Origin of the sequence: Paenibacillus sp. FSL H8-0261, assembly GCF_045040645.1 — a bacterium.
In the GTDB taxonomy this organism is placed as follows: Bacteria; Bacillota; Bacilli; order Paenibacillales; family Paenibacillaceae; genus Paenibacillus_AQ.
Genome location: NZ_CP150297.1, coordinates 4,147,471 through 4,164,119, shown reverse-complemented (window position 1 = coordinate 4,164,119; position 16,649 = coordinate 4,147,471). Strand labels below are relative to the sequence as shown.

General features: G+C 40.5%; 18 protein-coding genes. 10 read left to right on the top strand and 8 right to left on the bottom strand.

Translation table 11 applies throughout. The features are described from left to right. Positions 1-63: 63 nt before the first annotated feature. From MHI27_RS18515 to MHI27_RS18500, 4 genes are all read right to left on the bottom strand, one after another. Positions 64-582 carry a GNAT family N-acetyltransferase gene (locus tag MHI27_RS18515; protein WP_341053242.1) on the bottom strand — a complete coding sequence of 173 codons (519 nt, stop codon included), beginning with the start codon at positions 580-582 and terminating at the stop codon, positions 64-66. Positions 583-607: 25 nt separating this feature from the next. After that, the gene (locus MHI27_RS18510; protein ID WP_076286235.1) at positions 608-1,060 is read right to left on the bottom strand and encodes a MarR family winged helix-turn-helix transcriptional regulator; all 453 of its coding nucleotides are present in this window, start codon (positions 1,058-1,060) and stop codon (positions 608-610) included. A 342-nt stretch (positions 1,061-1,402) separates the two neighbouring features. Further along, positions 1,403-2,119 (bottom strand): glycosyltransferase, encoded by a 717-nt coding sequence (locus MHI27_RS18505; RefSeq protein WP_405174432.1) that lies wholly within the window; start codon positions 2,117-2,119, stop codon positions 1,403-1,405. Then, the gene (locus MHI27_RS18500; RefSeq protein WP_405174431.1) at positions 2,116-2,823 is read right to left on the bottom strand and encodes a glycosyltransferase; all 708 of its coding nucleotides are present in this window, start codon (positions 2,821-2,823) and stop codon (positions 2,116-2,118) included. Before MHI27_RS18500 ends, MHI27_RS18505 begins: the two co-directional genes overlap by 4 nt. A 340-nt stretch (positions 2,824-3,163) precedes the next feature. Here MHI27_RS18500 and MHI27_RS18495 point away from each other — a divergent pair, with 340 nt between their 5' ends. The 7 genes from MHI27_RS18495 to MHI27_RS18465 all read left to right on the top strand — a co-directional run bounded on the left by MHI27_RS18495 (position 3,164) and on the right by MHI27_RS18465 (position 7,959). After that, positions 3,164-3,736 (top strand): hypothetical protein, encoded by a 573-nt coding sequence (locus tag MHI27_RS18495; RefSeq protein WP_076300592.1) that lies wholly within the window; start codon positions 3,164-3,166, stop codon positions 3,734-3,736. A gap of 68 nt (positions 3,737-3,804) precedes the next feature. Next, entirely contained in the window at positions 3,805-4,473 is a 669-nt protein-coding gene (locus tag MHI27_RS18490; RefSeq protein WP_405174430.1) for a hypothetical protein, read from the top strand. Next, positions 4,436-5,446 (top strand): hypothetical protein, encoded by a 1,011-nt coding sequence (locus MHI27_RS18485; RefSeq protein ID WP_405174429.1) that lies wholly within the window; start codon positions 4,436-4,438, stop codon positions 5,444-5,446. The genes MHI27_RS18490 and MHI27_RS18485 overlap by 38 nt, the downstream gene beginning before the upstream one ends. Before the next feature lie 35 nt (positions 5,447-5,481). Beyond that, complete coding sequence (locus MHI27_RS18480) at positions 5,482-6,231, top strand: hypothetical protein (RefSeq protein WP_405174428.1); 750 nt, start codon at positions 5,482-5,484, stop codon at positions 6,229-6,231. 37 nt (positions 6,232-6,268) lie between these two features. Then, positions 6,269-6,835 (top strand): hypothetical protein, encoded by a 567-nt coding sequence (locus tag MHI27_RS18475; RefSeq protein WP_076300596.1) that lies wholly within the window; start codon positions 6,269-6,271, stop codon positions 6,833-6,835. 62 nt (positions 6,836-6,897) lie between these two features. Continuing rightward, positions 6,898-7,356 (top strand): SMI1/KNR4 family protein, encoded by a 459-nt coding sequence (locus tag MHI27_RS18470; protein ID WP_405174427.1) that lies wholly within the window; start codon positions 6,898-6,900, stop codon positions 7,354-7,356. Between the two features lie 21 nt (positions 7,357-7,377). After that, positions 7,378-7,959, top strand: coding sequence for a DUF4303 domain-containing protein (locus MHI27_RS18465; protein WP_405174426.1), 582 nt, complete (start codon positions 7,378-7,380; stop codon positions 7,957-7,959). Between the two features lie 98 nt (positions 7,960-8,057). On the opposite strand, the gene MHI27_RS18460 is transcribed toward MHI27_RS18465, so the two are convergent. After that, complete coding sequence (locus tag MHI27_RS18460; RefSeq protein ID WP_076286227.1) at positions 8,058-8,633, bottom strand: hypothetical protein; 576 nt, start codon at positions 8,631-8,633, stop codon at positions 8,058-8,060. Between the two features lie 507 nt (positions 8,634-9,140). Here MHI27_RS18460 and MHI27_RS18455 point away from each other — a divergent pair. Continuing rightward, on the top strand, positions 9,141-9,647 hold the full coding sequence (locus MHI27_RS18455; protein ID WP_042189324.1) for a DL-endopeptidase inhibitor IseA family protein: 507 nt from the start codon (positions 9,141-9,143) through the stop codon (positions 9,645-9,647). Between the two features lie 271 nt (positions 9,648-9,918). On the opposite strand, the gene MHI27_RS18450 is transcribed toward MHI27_RS18455, so the two are convergent. The 3 genes from MHI27_RS18450 to MHI27_RS18440 form a co-directional block, all read right to left on the bottom strand. Further along, complete coding sequence (locus MHI27_RS18450) at positions 9,919-10,749, bottom strand: carbohydrate ABC transporter permease (protein WP_149646055.1); 831 nt, start codon at positions 10,747-10,749, stop codon at positions 9,919-9,921. A gap of 1 nt (position 10,750) precedes the next feature. Beyond that, positions 10,751-11,638, bottom strand: a complete 888-nt coding sequence (locus MHI27_RS18445; RefSeq protein WP_076286224.1) for a carbohydrate ABC transporter permease — start codon at positions 11,636-11,638, stop codon at positions 10,751-10,753. Positions 11,639-11,706: 68 nt separating this feature from the next. After that, positions 11,707-13,026: an ABC transporter substrate-binding protein gene (locus MHI27_RS18440; RefSeq protein ID WP_405174425.1), complete on the bottom strand. Its 1,320-nt coding sequence runs from the start codon at positions 13,024-13,026 to the stop codon at positions 11,707-11,709. A 244-nt stretch (positions 13,027-13,270) separates the two neighbouring features. Between MHI27_RS18440 and MHI27_RS18435 the strand changes: the two genes are divergently transcribed. After that, complete coding sequence (locus tag MHI27_RS18435) at positions 13,271-14,842, top strand: response regulator (protein ID WP_405174424.1); 1,572 nt, start codon at positions 13,271-13,273, stop codon at positions 14,840-14,842. Continuing rightward, positions 14,839-16,554 carry a sensor histidine kinase gene (locus MHI27_RS18430; protein WP_076300602.1) on the top strand — a complete coding sequence of 572 codons (1,716 nt, stop codon included), beginning with the start codon at positions 14,839-14,841 and terminating at the stop codon, positions 16,552-16,554. Before MHI27_RS18435 ends, MHI27_RS18430 begins: the two co-directional genes overlap by 4 nt. The last annotated feature ends 95 nt before the right edge of the window (positions 16,555-16,649 follow it).

Genomic DNA, 16,649 nt, shown 5'->3' with positions numbered 1-16,649 from the left:
TATCTATATACTTGGTGCCGATTTTTTTTCTGATGATGTTCTAGTTTACGAAATATGAGAATATTAACTGAGTGTTTTAGTCATTATAAAATCTATTTGTTCTTCATTACCCATATAGAAAGAGTGAGTCCCTGTTTGAACGAAATTCATTTTTTCATAGAATTTAATTGCATTCTCATTTTTTTCCCAAACGCCTAACCAAATCTTCTCTTTATTCTGATCTTTTGCTATGTCTAAAGCCTTATTCATCAGGTATTTACCTAGTCCTCGTTTATGAAATTTCCCCCTGATATAAATCCTCTCGATTTCAAGCGAATCATTACCCATTTTTTCTGATTGGGCATCATTAAAGTTTAGCTTTAAATATCCTGCAACTTCCTTATTCAAAAAAATAAAATAGAATTCCGAACAATTATTCAATAATTCTTTTCCTAATTGTTTCAAATTAAAAGCACGATCTAAGTAAGCATTCATAATTGCAGGTGAGTTTTGATTCTGAAATGTATCGTTAAATGTTTCAACACTGATTTCTTGGAGTAACCCTAAATCTTCAAACGTACACTTTTTTATATTTATGGTCATTTTTATTTGTCCTCCGTTTACTAAGTCAATAATCTCTTTTGTTTCCTTTTTTGACTAACTCCCAGTCTTTTTCTACATTTTTTCTGACTCTCTGCAGCAAGGTAAACATAGTTTCTACTTCACTCTCAGAGAATCCAGATAATGCGACCTTATTGGAATAATCGTTTTCCCTTTTTATGTATGGGTACAAAGTAACCCCTTTCTCCGTAGGAAATAGTTTTTTTATTTTTTTATTTTGATTGTCTTCTTTCTTTTCAATAAATCCATTAATTTCTAATTTCTTAATTGCACGTGAAGCTGTTGTTCGATCTACTTTTATCAACTCAGCTAACTTTTCTTGAATTATTCCTGGGTTTTCACATATTCGAACAAGGTACAAATATTGCCCTTTTGTAAGGTCATGTTCTGCAAATTCTATATTGCTTATTGAATCTAATGCCCTAGCTATCATTCCAATTTCACGTAGGATTTCCTTCATAAATAACTCCTTAGCGCGTGTTTTGTTGTAAATGCAATAAATAATATATATTAATTTATCTCATAATTGTTGCATTTGCAATAAAAAATAAATAAATAAAATAGCGAGGTGAGTAAAGTGAAGCGTGACTTCTATGTATTAGAAATTTATAAAACTAACTCTTGGTATTTCACGATTGGAAGCCCTTATAAAAAGACTGGATAGCAACATGGTTAAGTTGCCATCCAGTCTTTTTATTGGGTTATTACCGCACAAATGGTAGTCTCTCGTTATTGAACAGTGTCCGGTAACATCAGCAAATAACTCGATCTGGCGAAAGTCTGCATTTCGTATTTCATTAATTCAGTTTCGAGTGACGTATTTTTTGAAGTTTTTCACTTTTATAACTTTAACTCTTTTGGATAAAAGCTTCTTGTCGCTGATGATCCAGGTGTGATCTTTAGAGTTTTTCCTACGAATTGCAGCGAAGTTATACTTATTACCTGCGTAAATCTTAAAGCCATGAGCTGCGCAATCAGCACAAAATTTAACGCATTCACCTCTGTTCCGATTTGGAAAAGAAATCTGATCGAACACCTTGCGTTTAATGAGTAGGGTCGCACCTTGAACATTGGTTACATATTTATTCTCCATTCGGAGGTAACGAAGCAAAAGTAACTTCTTATCATTCAAATACATATAGTGAGCCCGTTTTCCAACGATATCTGCTTTAGTCTTATGGAGTATTTGCATGCTATCAGTTAAATAGTTGGAAGCGTAATAATCGTCATCATCAAATTTTGCAATATAACTATAATTCGCTAATTGCACACCAAAATTCAAACAATAACCGAGAGAATGATGTTCCGGTACTTTAAAAACCCACACATTCTTATGTTTTTTTGCAGCAGCTGTATAGTCATCTATCTTCAAACTATCATTATTTATGATTACGATAAGTTCTTTAAGATTAAAATTTTGTCGTCGATAGTTATCAAACAGTGTATTTATACAGTCAGCTCGTTTCGTACAGGTCAGAATAGATACAGCAGATATAGTGGAATCTGGAGCCCGTTTCATAATTTGATCTTTGGACTGCGTCCAACAAATGCTTTGTAATTTTTAATATTACGGATGATCTTATGGTTTGCTATTAAAGTGCTATCACTGATGATCCATGTGTGCTTTAAAGAGTTTTTTCTACGGATGGCTACGAAGTTATTCTTACTCGCAGAATAAACCTTATAACCTTTCTTTCTACTTCTGCTGCAAAAAAGATCATCTTCACCCACGTTTTTATTAGGGAATTTCACATGATCGAATACTTTACGTTTGAAGACGAGTGTAGCACCTGGGAGATGGGTAACTGTTCGATGTTCGTCATGCGCGAAACGAAGGATTAAAGTCTTTGAACCACTTAAATACATATAATGAGCTCGTTTTCCAAGAATATCAGCATTTGTTCTATTTAATGTCTGAATACTTTCTGTCAAATAATGAGGGGCATAATAATCGTCGTCATCGAATTTGGCGATGGTATGATATTTGCATTTTGTGACGGCATAGTTTAAGCATGAACCCAGAGTTTGATGTTCTGGCTTACGAAATATCTTTATGTTTTTGTATTTTTTAGCTAAGTGTTGGTAGGGGGAAAGTGGAATTGCATTGTTATTGATAATAATGATGAGTTCTTTTTGGGCATATCGTTGTCTGTTGTAATTTTGGAGTAGGTTGTTTAAATAATTTTGACGATTTGTACAGGTAATAATAGAAACACCTTTCATCTAACCAACCCCTCAGATGCTTTTTTTGGAAAAAGTCTCATAATACGATATGTCCAAGTTAGAATAGAGTAACGGCATATTAACCTCAGGGATGCAAATATGGATTTTTATAAAGAACACAAAACCACAGTCATGACTGTGTTATCGAGATCTAGCTCAGCTTGAAGCAACAATACAGTATCTCTCCCTAGTAAAGGTCATTTTCAAAATTCAGGTGAAAAGTAGGAAGACTCAGGACAAATGATCACTATAATGGAAATAAGAGACATACTTAGATACAATCTATAGGATATAAATAAGAATTAGTCTGAATAAGAAAGCGATTAGAGGAGGCCATCTCGTGGGAAGATCATTCGCAAATTTGCATATCAAGTCGAACAACCTTGAGAAGACTGTCGGAGCATTAAGAGAGCTAAGCGAAGGGCATGCCACAGTATTAGGCAAGCCAAATAATGAGGCTCAAGAGTTCAATGTTGTCATGTACGTAAGCAAAAGCAACGAGTACTGGATCAGCGTGCTCCATGATTATTTTGTATGGGGTACGGTGAAGAAGATCGGCAAAACGCTGTCTCGGCTTATCGAGGAGCCAGTGATGACCGCCGGATATATAAATGAGGAAATATTCGAGTTGTCGTTGTTCGAGAATGGAGATATTGAGGCCGAAAGAATCTTTTGTGAACAGTGGACGAGGGATGAATATGAACAACTTAAAGAAGAGCGTCTTAACGATGACTATTTGCAGAAAGCGTTGGATATCCGCAATGAGGATTTTGACGACTTCATTAGCATTACGAGTCCGGCACAAGCCGTAGATAAGCTGTCAGAACTCGTAAGAATGTCATTATGGAGCGATTGGGAGTGGATCCCGCACGAAGAAACTCTCAAAGAACGATTTGCGAAATATGAATTTTGAAAATACATGAGCAAATGGCTAAGGTCATCTGAGATGACACTTTAGAACATGGCGGTGAGAGAAAAGAAATGGATAGATTAAAGAACAGTGGATTTTATAAACTTAGATTCTTCATAAGGCCGGAAGAGTTTGAAAGCGTTTTGAAGCTTTTTGAACATAAGCAAACGCAATTTTATCTAACCAATTATGCCCAGACAGAGCATGACCAGATTCAGGTGTATGAGGCGTATCAGTCATTTTATCATTATTTTACGGCAGAGGAAAAAAGGAATGATGGTCACCCATTCTTTGTTTATTCCATTTCTGTTGCGTCTGATAATGAAGGCTCCGGATTTTTTGCGAGAAATGAAGGTGTCCATTTTCCCTATTACGGACAATGGGCAGAGGATGAATTGCCGTGTATCTTGCTTTCATTTCCTAAAGGCTTTCAAATGGATTTGGAAGATGAAAACGGGAAGTATTATATCTATGAGGATATCAGGGATCATAAGCCGTTAACATATAAGTTTTTCGATGAAATAAAAGACTCTATTAATAAAATGACAAAGCCGCTTCGCTTCTCGGCGCATGACGCAGATGCTATGAAGGAGCAAAAGCCTTCTGTGCGTATAAGCCATGATGCGATTCACGATTTGAGCAAATCGTGGATTTTCAGTAAATACGGGCTTGTGATCAATGGCAAAAAAGGAGGATTAATGGATGCGGAAAATATGGAAAAAAAGAATTCTGATCAATAATCCTGCCCTGCCGGACCGGGATCTGATCGAGCGGGATTTGCACGACGGTAACCAAGTGATTATTCAATTTTCTCACCCGGATTTTTATGGCTCCATATTGGAAGAAGTGGATGAGCTTTGCGCGCGCTGGAATGAGGATTTCGGAGTACGTTTCTACGCCCACTATTCGCTGTCTTTTGATTGTCATACTCTCTTGCGGATTCCTCATGTGAAAATGCTGCACCTCGATAGTCTCACCCAGGCACATAACACTGAAGCATTGGCGAAGCTGGATCACCTGCGCAGTTTGAGCATAGGCATATACGAGCTGGAGAATTCGGAAATTTTGGGGATTGATACGTTGCACTCTCTAAATAAATTAAACATTATCTCGGATAAAAAGACCCTCAACCTGCAATATTTTAGAGAGTTCTCTGATCTGGAGGAATTACATGTAGGGGGTAAGGTTAAAAACCTTGATGCTATAGGTTATCTGGAGAACTTGAATTATCTCGCGCTGCATTCGATCAGCAAACTGCCGTTACATTGTATTAACCGGCTGAGGAAGCTGGAGCACCTTCGCATTTTGCTTGGAGGCCGGGAGCACATTCATGAAATTGAAGAGAATACAATCGAGAACCTGGAGATTACTAGAGTCCGCGGCTTCCATGACCTGACCAATATTACAGCCTTTCAAGCGCTGAAGAGACTTGTTATTGAGGATCAAATCCAACTGAAGGAAATCAGCTTTAACCAGGAAATGAAGGCACTGGAGGAACTTTCTATTAGGAATTGTAAAGGCTTAACCCGTTTGACGGGAATGGAGCAACTACCTTTGCTGCACACGCTTCGTATTCTCAAGACGGCAATCGATTTTGATTCCTTTATCCATCAGAAACTTCCGAATTCTTTATCTTCAGTGGAGTTTGCAACTTTCAAAAGTAAAGCAGACCGGGAAATACAACAATCTTTAGCAAAATTGGGTTTTCAATAAAAGGTAGGATCGTTCAGTTAACAGGAGGAGTATTTATGTACATCGTATCTCAGCCAAAACCGCTATCTGACGGCCAAAACCAAGCACTTGCGAAGGAAGACGTTACTGTTTATCCACAGGGCTACCTCCGGTTTTTGCGGCGATTCGGTGAAGGGACTTACAGAGGGTGGTTGAATGTTCAGCTTCCCGATGCGGAGGTGCTTAAACCTTTTGCCGAGTACGGATTATGGGAGCATGACGAAAACAGCCCCATTAGTGAGCAACAGATCGGCGAGTGTATCGTTATAGGTACAACGGTGGACGGTGATTTTCTGGCAGTACATCCCCAGACAGCTAGGCTGCTCTGGCTACCTCGGCATGCGGAGCACGTAAAGGCGATTTCCCTGCAGGCACGGGAGCAGGAAGACGAAGGGATGTACGCCTTGGTGCTGGATGAAATATATCGTCAGGTGTATGGAATCAGCCAAGGGGAGAGCATCTACTATGAACCGTGGACGGGCACTCGGAGCCATCTCTTTTTGCGTTTGCCACAAGGACAGGATCAGCTTACGCTGCCCGAACTGGCCGACTTATGCCAAAACGAATTTCCGCCGGATTTGTCCATTGAGAATGCCTATGCTTGTTTCCTGTTCTACCGGCAGCTGGGCGGCTATGTACGATTGAATTATGCCTACCAGCAAGAGGTGGCTGTCTTCTATGAACAGGATGCGGGGCAGGCGTTTAAAGTTATGGAGCAGTGGCTCTTGTCGAAAGGCTGCGAAGCGATCTCAGAAAATAACAGATGATCCGGATACTCCTTATGTGTGGGAGAGGGAGGTATGTATGAAACTAGTTTTTACTTTGGATACACATGGAACGTGTGTGGGTCAATTGAGAGATGAGCTGCTGCCCTTAGAGGAATTAGCAAATACATGGAAGTTTCCCTATGATATCTTTTTTGTATTGCGTGTTTTACCTGAAAGTTATGGTCGAACAACATCCAGACGTTTTGATAGCAGGGATCATACCCTCGAATTAGATATCAGCATAAGTTATGAACAGTACCAACGGATGTCCAAGCATGAGCAACGTGAGGTATTAGGCAGTCACCTTTGTAACTATTTGTCAGAGTCAGTCGCTAAATATAATAAGCATGCAGATAAGGAAACTCAAAATCAACTACTGGATCTGGTGAAAAAATGGATGCTTGAAAACAATTGGCTAAATGGAAAGCTAAATCAAGCACGGAAACTACTTTCGCAAGACATGGGTCTTTATGAAGTCAGCCAAAAATTGCAGATGCCATTAGAAGAGATTGAGTATATCCTTCTCCGTATGAATGACTATGAGCCAACTGACGTTCATCCTGATAACATTGTAGCAGGAAAAGCTCCGCCATATCATTTGTAGAAGATTGGAGAGATATCCAAAACTTACAATAAACCCATGTATAAGGAGAGGGGATCGAACTTATGTATGAGCGTTTGGCAGAAAAACTGAAAACGACCTCCGCTTTAAAATGGTTTCCTGGCCATGGTGCGGAAGAAAGCTGGATAGCAGAAGCTGAAGAGGAATTAGGATTCTGCCTGCCGCCATCTTATCGCTGGTGGCTGGTTCATTACGGTAATGCCCGGTTGGGAGACGGCAATATTCTAGCGATCGCAGCTCCGGAACATAGAGAGTATTACGACGGCGACCTTCTTTACATATATAGACTGAATAAAGCCGAGGAATGGTGGGTAGGTCGGTTTCCCCACAGACTGGACTTGTTCGTGCCGGATAGCGACGAGCTTTATTTTTTTGATACGTCTACTAGAGATAAACAGGGGGAATTTCCGATCATGTGTTATGATCTCATGAATGATTTGATCGACAAGTATGCTTCAACGTTTGCGGAATTTCTAGAACGGCTGATTGACGAGCGTTCTTAAATAACCTGAGCTGATCGACTAATGGAAAGGAGGACCATTATCATGAAGCCGATGCAAGAAATAGAGACGCTGGCGATAGAAATCGCCGCTGCTGCCAGAAAGTCATTTCGTGCTCTTTTTGAAAATGGCGAACATTATTATTACTGTACGCTACATACTACTGGCGAGGGATATGCGCCTAGCATCTCTGCCTGGTCGTGGGAAGCTTTGGAGATGGAATCGACCAGACAAGGAGACGAAAGTGACACACCGGGATCGACGATTGCTGAACTCATCAAATGGTCCTATGCCGATTCACCCTATTGTTGTTTCGGGGATGAGAACTTCGATCACGTTAAACAACGATTCATCGAGCGTCCTTTCATTGCGGATCTTGAGAATGACGAAGGGAATCGCGAGTTTGATTTGAGGCTGAAGGCCATGGAGCTGGCAATGAAAATGCTCGATGATGAAGGTGTGTTTGCATTGAATCAACTGCGAGAGTCAGTATGCGTCCTTGTCGAAGTCATGCCGCCGGATGAGGTTAATACCGAAATTGCCCTACGTTTAAATCGGGCGGAATCACCGGTTATGCAAGCATGGTTGGCGGAAGCGGCGGAGTAGAAACGTTAGTCTCCCGTACTTTGGAATCTTGCCACTTTAGTCGCGAGTAGTTCAATCAGTTGCTGCCACCAGTGAAAGCCGGCAGTCTTCACAACTAACTAGCCCACTCCTAGTAAGGTGTAATTAGTATATATTTTGCGACTGATCGGAAATCTAAAGCTGATTCTGAAGCCTGAATCTTGTGCTCTGATAGTTAGTAAAAAACGGGAGCGTATTAATCCACGAATTAAATTGTTCAGTCTTGTCGTATTACCTGAATTAATTGCGGCAGTGACACGCGTTGCAAATGGAATATCAGTCGCCAACCTGAGGTATAAGGGAAGAATAGCTTGTACTACTACGAGATGTTCTCCCACTTTATACTTACTTTGAGCGGGGTCAAGAAAAAAACCGTTGACGTATAGTCGATCCCGCATAGGTGTACGAAAGCCGAAACTGTACCCTGATCCCAATTCTGCAATTGGGGCATGGCTTACCTTTTGAAACAGTCTTTCCATCTGCACAAAATCAATCGTATTCACCGCTTGTACCCATGCAGCTGAGTATGCTGGATTGCGCACGATTTCGCGATAGAAGGGCAGCACATTTCGTATCGTTCGTCTTAAAATTGCAGGTGTTATAAATTCGTTTTGCTGTTTGCGAACGGGGAGTTGACGTTTTCTTTTCTTATTCAATATGCTTCCCTCCTTGAAAATTCAGTTATCTGCAACATATGCTTTACCGGAAAGGTACGTTTGGACATTTCATCGAAAAAGCACTCCAGGCTTTCGCGATTTAGATTTACTGCTAGAACGATAAGAAAATTACTTAGCAAGAAATGACGCGGCTGCCGGTAGGAACGGTTTAGTCGCGTTTTTTTGTGTGCTGCAGCTTGCATGGAAATGATCGATATTCTCTCCCGAAATGTAGGTATACAAGGATGAAATCTGTTTTATTTTTCAATGCTCGGATATCCGCTATCATCTTCATTTGCTCCTTGACAACGAAGATTGTAATGCGTGAAGTGCGAGCAGTAATCGTTCCTTGCTACAAGTTGCTGTCTCAAAAATAAGGTTTTTACTTATGAGCCGGCAAACATCATGAAATGAAAAATCATGAAATACGAGGATCCATTCTTGCCGTGCCTTCCATAAGGTAACATACATAGAATGCAATGGAAGAGCGATAAGGAGGGGGACGGCATGGTTTCGAGAAAACGACTTATGGCATTTATTCAGAATGCGGAAAAGGCATGGGAGAAAGTAGTCTTTTCGTATGATCTAAACAGTCCACCGATTCGAATCGGTGATTTTGATTACTACAGACTTCCCTTGCGATTCTCGACCCGAATCAAAATTTTTCGGTATTATCGCCAATTTTGGAACAATGTGTACGCAAATCGCATGATCTGCTCCGCAGGTTTTAAAAACATTCGAGGACGTCTTTACTCTCCTGATGCAGATACGGGGGGATTGCCTAGCAGAGTGTTGGGTTTAAAAATTATAAAACAGACAAGCACAAATATAATAGTTGATGCTATTCTAGGTATTCCAGGCGACTCAATCGCTGATGGGGAAACTATTCGTTATTTCATCTTGCGCAACCCATCCACCCAAGTACTTACGATCAATTTACGCAGAAGCCGATATGCCGATTACCGTTACGATCCATGCAAAAAAAAGAGTAGGATACTAAGAAGGAAAAAATGAAATAGCGCCTGTTATATAGGGAGATAAATTATTCATTGAAAAAACTGATTGCAGAAAGAAGAGCTAGAGCTTTTATATTGAGATGGATAGTAGCCAAATCGGTAAAATGAATTATTGAACTAACAGAAAACGTTACTTCAATAAAACAGCGACAGCCTAGGACTTTTTTCTCGTCCTGTGCTATCGCTGTTTTAATTTCTAGGTTCAGTGTAATATTTTACTTTCTGCTGACAACTGTATGATTCAGTGTGAACCCCTTGTCATTAACTCCCTATCCCTTTAGCGAGCCGGACGTGATGCCGTTAATGATATATTTTTGCATGAAAATGTAGAACAGAATGAGTGGTGCGACCGCTAGGAGCATCATCGGGAAGAAATTCGTCCAGTCGGTCGAGAATTGCCCAATATTGCGGAACACTTCTAAGAGTAATACACCCTTTGAACGGGATTGCAAGAACAAGAGCGGTGTCATGAAATCATTCCAGACTCCCAGCGTATTCACGATCGCTACAGTGGCAATCACCGGCATAAGCAGCGGGAACACAATCTGCAAGAAAGTTCTCCACACCCCACAGCCGTCTACTTTTGCTGCTTCTTCCAGTTCAAATGGAACGGTAGAACCGATAAAGCTTTTAATTAAAAAGATAGAGAGCGGGAGGCTGTAACAAATTTCTATAAGAATAACACCCGTGTGGGAATTCATAAGTCCAAGCTGGGATACTTGTTTATAAAGTGCCAAGATCCCCATTTGGTACGGTACCATCATCCCAACCATGAATAAAAGGAACACGAGGCGATTGAAGCGGTTCGTATGTCGTACCAAGCTGTAAGCAGCCATCGCAGAAAACATAACAATACCCGCGACGGAGGAAATCGTAATGAGAAGGTTATTTCCTAACACATGGAAGTAGTTCATTGCTTTAAAGGCGCGAACGTAGTTGTCGAATGTGATATTAATTGGAAGGCCCATCGGACTAGAGACTGCATCAGCTGGGGTTTTAAAAGTCGTGATAATCAAATAGTAAATAGGGATCAAAAAAATCGCGGCTATGACGATCAAGAGAATTTCAGTAACGGCAGACCCTTTAGTATATCGATTCATATTACCGCCGCTCCCACATTTTGATTAGTGTAAAGTGAAGAAAGGTGATGAAGCCAACGAGGATCACGAAGACGATTCCGAATGCGGCTCCGTAGCTATAGAAACCTTCACTGAGCCCTTTTTTGATCATGAGTGATACGATCGTTTCAGTAGAATACCCAGGGCCACCTCCAGTCAAGGCATAAACAATATCAAATACCTTCATCCCGTTTATCATCCCCATAACCGTATTGAAGGTGATCGCTGGAAGCAGTAGAGGAAGCGTGATATAACGGAACAATTGCCACCCGTTCGCTCTGTCGATCTTCGCCGCTTCATAATAATCTGTTGAGATGCTCTGTAAGTTGGCCAAATAAATAACCATTGTGTAACCCACCCACTGCCATACGGAGGCGATGATGACTGAGTAGAGTGCAAGTCGCGGATCTCCGAGAAAATTAATGCGTTCGAAGCCAAGAGCAACTACAAGTTGATTAATCAAGCCGAAGTCCGAAGGTGAGTACATAAAATTCCAGAGAAAACCGATAACCAATACGCTGAACACCGCAGGAAGGAAGAACGCAGCCCGCAGCAGATTTTTTGTTTTTAATTTTTTATTGAGAAATACCGCTAATGGAATGGCTAGCAAATTCTGTCCGAGCATAGCGAGTACTGCATAGATTAAAGTGTTGCTAATCCCTGTTAAATAGAGGGAATCTTTAAATAGAGCGATATAATTGTTTAGTCCAACATACTTGACAACAACGGGATGCACGTCTGACCAGTTCGTAAAGCTGTATACAGCGGTCTTTAACGTCGGATATATGAAAAAGGTACAATAAATAAGTAAGGCAGGAAGCAGAAGCAGAACATAATTGATTTCTCGTTTGAAAATGTTTGGTTTGTTCATATGCAACAACCTTTAGCTTATAGGATGTACAAGGAGCAAATCGCTTTGCCCCTTGTAATTTATACGACCTATTTAGATTTCTCCAACAGTTCAACTGCTTTTTTGTCTACCGCTTCTAGCACTTGTCGAGGCGTTTTAGTACCTGCTATGATTTCTTGAATACCTTTTCCTAGATCTGAGAAAGCAGGGCCAGCAACGCCCCAATTATTAACAGGGTACATGACATTGCCCGCCTTGAAAGCTTCTTGAGCACCGTTGTACTCTGCTGGCATTTCAAAAGTAACCCCTTTCAAAAAAGAGGAACCTCCTTTATTATCGACCCAGTAAGCATTCTGACCTTCTGGTGTAGATAACAGGTCAAGCACCTTGTACGCTGCATCCTTGACTTTGGACTTCGCATTCAAACCAAACGATACCCCTGGACCACCGACCATCCAACCCGGGCCACCTTTTGTACCCAGGTTCGGGAACATATCAATCTTCATGTCTGGCGCCTTTTGCTTAAAGGTTTCCATATACCAAGGTCCTGCTTGGAACATAGCTGCCTTGCCACTTGTAAACTCGTCAATCGCTTGTTCTTCTTCAAGCCCAAGCATATCTTTGGTGAAGACACCACGTTTCAAGTATTCGGTCCATGTCGTCAAAGCAGGCTCCAGGGCATCGACCATTTTTGAGTTTCCTTTACCAAAATCATCGTTCCATTTTTTTCCTTCGGTTATGCCGATAAATTCATTAAGTGCTAAACCAAGGAAGGACTGGCCTGCTACGTTAGGATTTTTTAGACCGATTGCTTGCGGTTTAATTCCATTTTTCTTAAGTACTTCAGCTACTTGGAAATACTCATCAAGCGTTGTTGGTACTTTTAGGTCATATTTGGCAAATAGATCAACATTATAGTAAACCCCGTTAAACCAACTAGCTTGCGGCAATCCGTACAGTTTATTATCAAATGTCGCGGTGGACGTGCCGGTTTCATAATACTTGCTAGCATAACGTTCTGTTAAATCTTCGAAATATCCTGTCTTGACGGTATTTGCGTCGATTACTCCACCGATAATGTCAGGACCTTCGCCTGCTGCAAGCTGGGTCTTGATGACATCTACGTAAGTCTTGTTATCGATGAACTGATACTCCACATCTATATCGGGAAGTTTATCTTTGAATAATTGCAGAAGTGCCTTTACACTGTCTTCTTTGTTCCAATATGATAATCTAACCTTCACTTTTTTTACCGGTTCGGGAGCCTTTGATTCTTTCGGCGCCGCCGTATCATTTGGTGTTGCACTTTCCTTTGTGCTGCTGTTGTTCGTACTGTTGGAACTGCAGCCTGTTATGAGGATTGACAAGGCGAGTAAAGCAGTAGTGGGAATTAACCACGTTCTCTTCATACAAAGACCTCCCAAATTTAAAATTTGTTTTTCGGTATAGATTTCATTGTAATGTAAATACCATTTCCATCGAAATAACAGATTTTTGCGAAATCTAACAGAATCCATCTGACAATAGAAACCAAATCATGTGGTTAATGTAACATGGTATGAATTGGAATGCCTAGTGTGCTATGCTTTGGTTTGTAGTGAGTATCCTCTGGAAGCGAGTAAATACCGCCCGATGAACGGTTAGGAGGAAAATATGTATCATATTCTAGTAGTCGATGATCAACAAGCCGAAATCGATGCTATTGAATGGCTTATTCAGAAGCATGCTCTACCCTTTTCTGTTGCTCAGGCCAACGATGGGGAAGTAGCGCTGGAATATATTAGGGGCCATCATGTAGATCTGTTATTCACGGATATTCGCATGCCATTCATGGACGGTTTAGAGTTAATCAAGCAGGCAAAGATAGTCATTCCGGACCTTAAGGTGCTTATTTACAGTGCTTATGGGGAATTTGAATATGCACAAAAAGCGATTCAACTTGGAACGGTTAGTTATATGTTGAAGCCAATCGATGTGAAGGAATTCCTCAAAGTATTCCAATCCATAATCGCTATACTAGATGACGAACGACTTCAGAGAGAGAAGGACGAGTTGCTGATCAAAGGTTTTCATAAAGGAGTGGCGTATGAGAAACAAAAGCTCCTGTTTGATCTCATTCAAGGTCGGGAAAGTGACGTCCATTACGAGGAACGGGCAGCTTTTGCTGGACTAAATCATCTGGAAAATAAGCGGATGTATATGATTATGATTGGATTGCAAAATCACTTTTTTGATCAACATCATACAGAAGCGTTTGAATTTCTTCAATCGACTAGTAAACATGAGATGCTTTTATTACATATCAATGAATACCAAAGCATCATGCTCGTCGTAATTGATCCCGCTTCAAAGAACAGCGATAACGGGCAAGAGCTTATGACTTATGGAGAAAAGGTTAAAGAATGGCTGGAGACTCGCTTCGACCGGCGATGTTTAATTATTGTCGGTAGTCCGGTAGATAAGCTAGAGGGGCTTCATGGCGAGTTCACCCAACTGGAAGAGTTAATGAATTTTCGGTTTTTTATGGATAGAAGTGTCGTTTGTTCCAAAGATGCCGAAAGCATTCATGACCATATAGACGACGAATCGTTAGAGCTTATGCTTAAGGAGATTTATACTTCCATTGCACGAAATGAATATCGTACACTCGAGCATCAAATAGAGTATCTCATTGCGAGTATGCGAAATAGTAAGCGCTTTAGTTCTATGTATGCCAAACTTTTATTTACAGAAATATTGAAAAAAGTAGTAGAGCTTCAAGGCAAAAAAAGCAGCAGTTTACTAAAGGAAGGTTTGGAGCGAATCGCACTTTGCAATTCAATTGCTGAGTTGAGGCAAGTCATTTTATCCGTTTTTCAGGAACATTTGCTGCAAATTAAAACGAATACAGATGATCAATGCCGCAAAGTAATTGAAGATGTACAGATACTCATCCAGATGGAGTACGGAAATGATATTGGGGTTGACTATTTAGCTAATCGTGTCTTTTTATCGCCAAGTTATTTAAGTTTCCTCTTTAAAAAAAGTACAGGCCAAAGCCTAATCAAATATATTACAGCTGTACGTATGGAGCGAGCGAAGGAGCTACTGCGAGATTCAACGATTAAAGTTGTTGATATTGCCAGTACAGTTGGATTTGCGAATACTTCCTATTTTAATTTAATGTTTAAGCAGCATAACGGCCTGACTCCTATTCAATATCGGGAGGGTGGCGGAAGAAGATGAGTCTGCTCAAATTTATTCGTAATATCCGCCTGCGTCAGAAATTATTGCTTTCATATGTGATTGTTATCTTCCTGCCAACGATTGTACTGGGCTTGTATGCCTATCAAAGTTCCAAAGCTTCATTGAAAAGCCAGGTTCAGCAAAGCGCGGATAACGAGGCGAGGAAGCTGGCGTTAGAAATTAGTTACCGTCTTCAGAGACAGGATGTATCCATGAAATCGATTGTATTTCATCCTGCGCTTCTTGATTTGATGAGTAATCCAGATCAGGATTTGTACGCTCAATTTAAGACGTTGAATGATAAAATTGAACCTATTTTTTTTAATTTAATGTATATGGTTGGGGATATGACTGAGATTATGTTGTATTCTGAGAATCGGCAATCCGAATTAGGAAACTTCATTACGCCTTCTTCAGCAGTTAAGGATAAGGATTGGTATGAAGCGACAAAGAGCAGCGAGTCAACGAAGTGGTGGTTCGAGGATGGAGAATTGTTTGCCACTCGAGTGATTCGCGATATCGATCTTCAAATCGTGAGCGCTGAACTTTACGTCCGGTTTGATTACAATAAAATCTTCGGTGATTTCATTGGCAAGATGAATGAAGGTAGGGGCATCATTATTACCGATCAAAAGAATCAGCCGGTGTTAACAGAGCATGCCCCGCAGATGGATGATGTTCAGCTTCAATCCCTTTCAAGGAGTGGTACTTCAAAAGCAAGCTTAGGTGGCGAATCCTACCTAGTTATAAACAAAGATATTCCGCAGACCGATTGGGTCCTGCATTATTTGGTTTCCGATGATCAATACAATACAGGCATTCGCAATATTTTAAGCGCCACGGGTATCATTGTACTCATCTGTATGGTTTTCCTCAGTATTATTATCTTCTTGTTCTCTGAGACGCTGTTAAGAGGAATCGAGAAATTAAACACCAAAATGAAGATGGTGGAAGATGGTGATCTTACAGTTGTTGTTTCCACGAATTCCAAAGATGAAATCGGGCAGCTTACCGATCGATTCGGTTCTATGCTTAAACAAATAAATCAACTCATTTCGGAAGTATATCAAACAAAGGTCACGCAAAAGTCGGCCGAACTCAAAGCGCTGCAAGCTCAGATCAATCCTCACTTTCTATATAATTCTTTATCTTTAATTAATTCCAAAGCGCTGCGAATCGATGCTCAAGAAATTAGTGACTTGGTAAATAACCTTTCTAGTTATTACAGAACGACTTTAAATAAAGGGAAGCAAATTATTGCGATTCAAGATGAATGGACTAACGTTCAAGCATACATACATATTCAATTAGCTATGCACAATTCAAGATTTGACGTAGAATTCGATGCCGACGACAAGGTATTTCAATTTGAAATGATTCATTTGATTTTACAGCCGATAGTTGAAAATGCGATTATGCATGGCATCGATCTGAAGCGGGAGGGGCGAGGTAAACTCATCCTGCGGGCAAGTCTTGACGGTGAGGATATTGTTTTTGTCGTGGAGGATAATGGCGTCGGTATGGAACCGTATATGATCGCACGTATTCTTGAACATGAAAGTTCCGGCTATGGGATTAAAAATGTGCAAGAAAGATTACAGCTCTTATTTGGATCTGAGTACGGGATCAATATTCATAGTCAACCTGGGATTGGCACTTCCGTTATCGTACGCATACCGCAGTATCGTCACATCAGAGAAGAAGATTCATGATCACATAAGGGCCAATGCTCATAAAAGCATGGCCCTTTTTTTGTTTACAATCGAAATCTGTTAGATTTCAAAAAATACTCTTATTTAGCAAGACT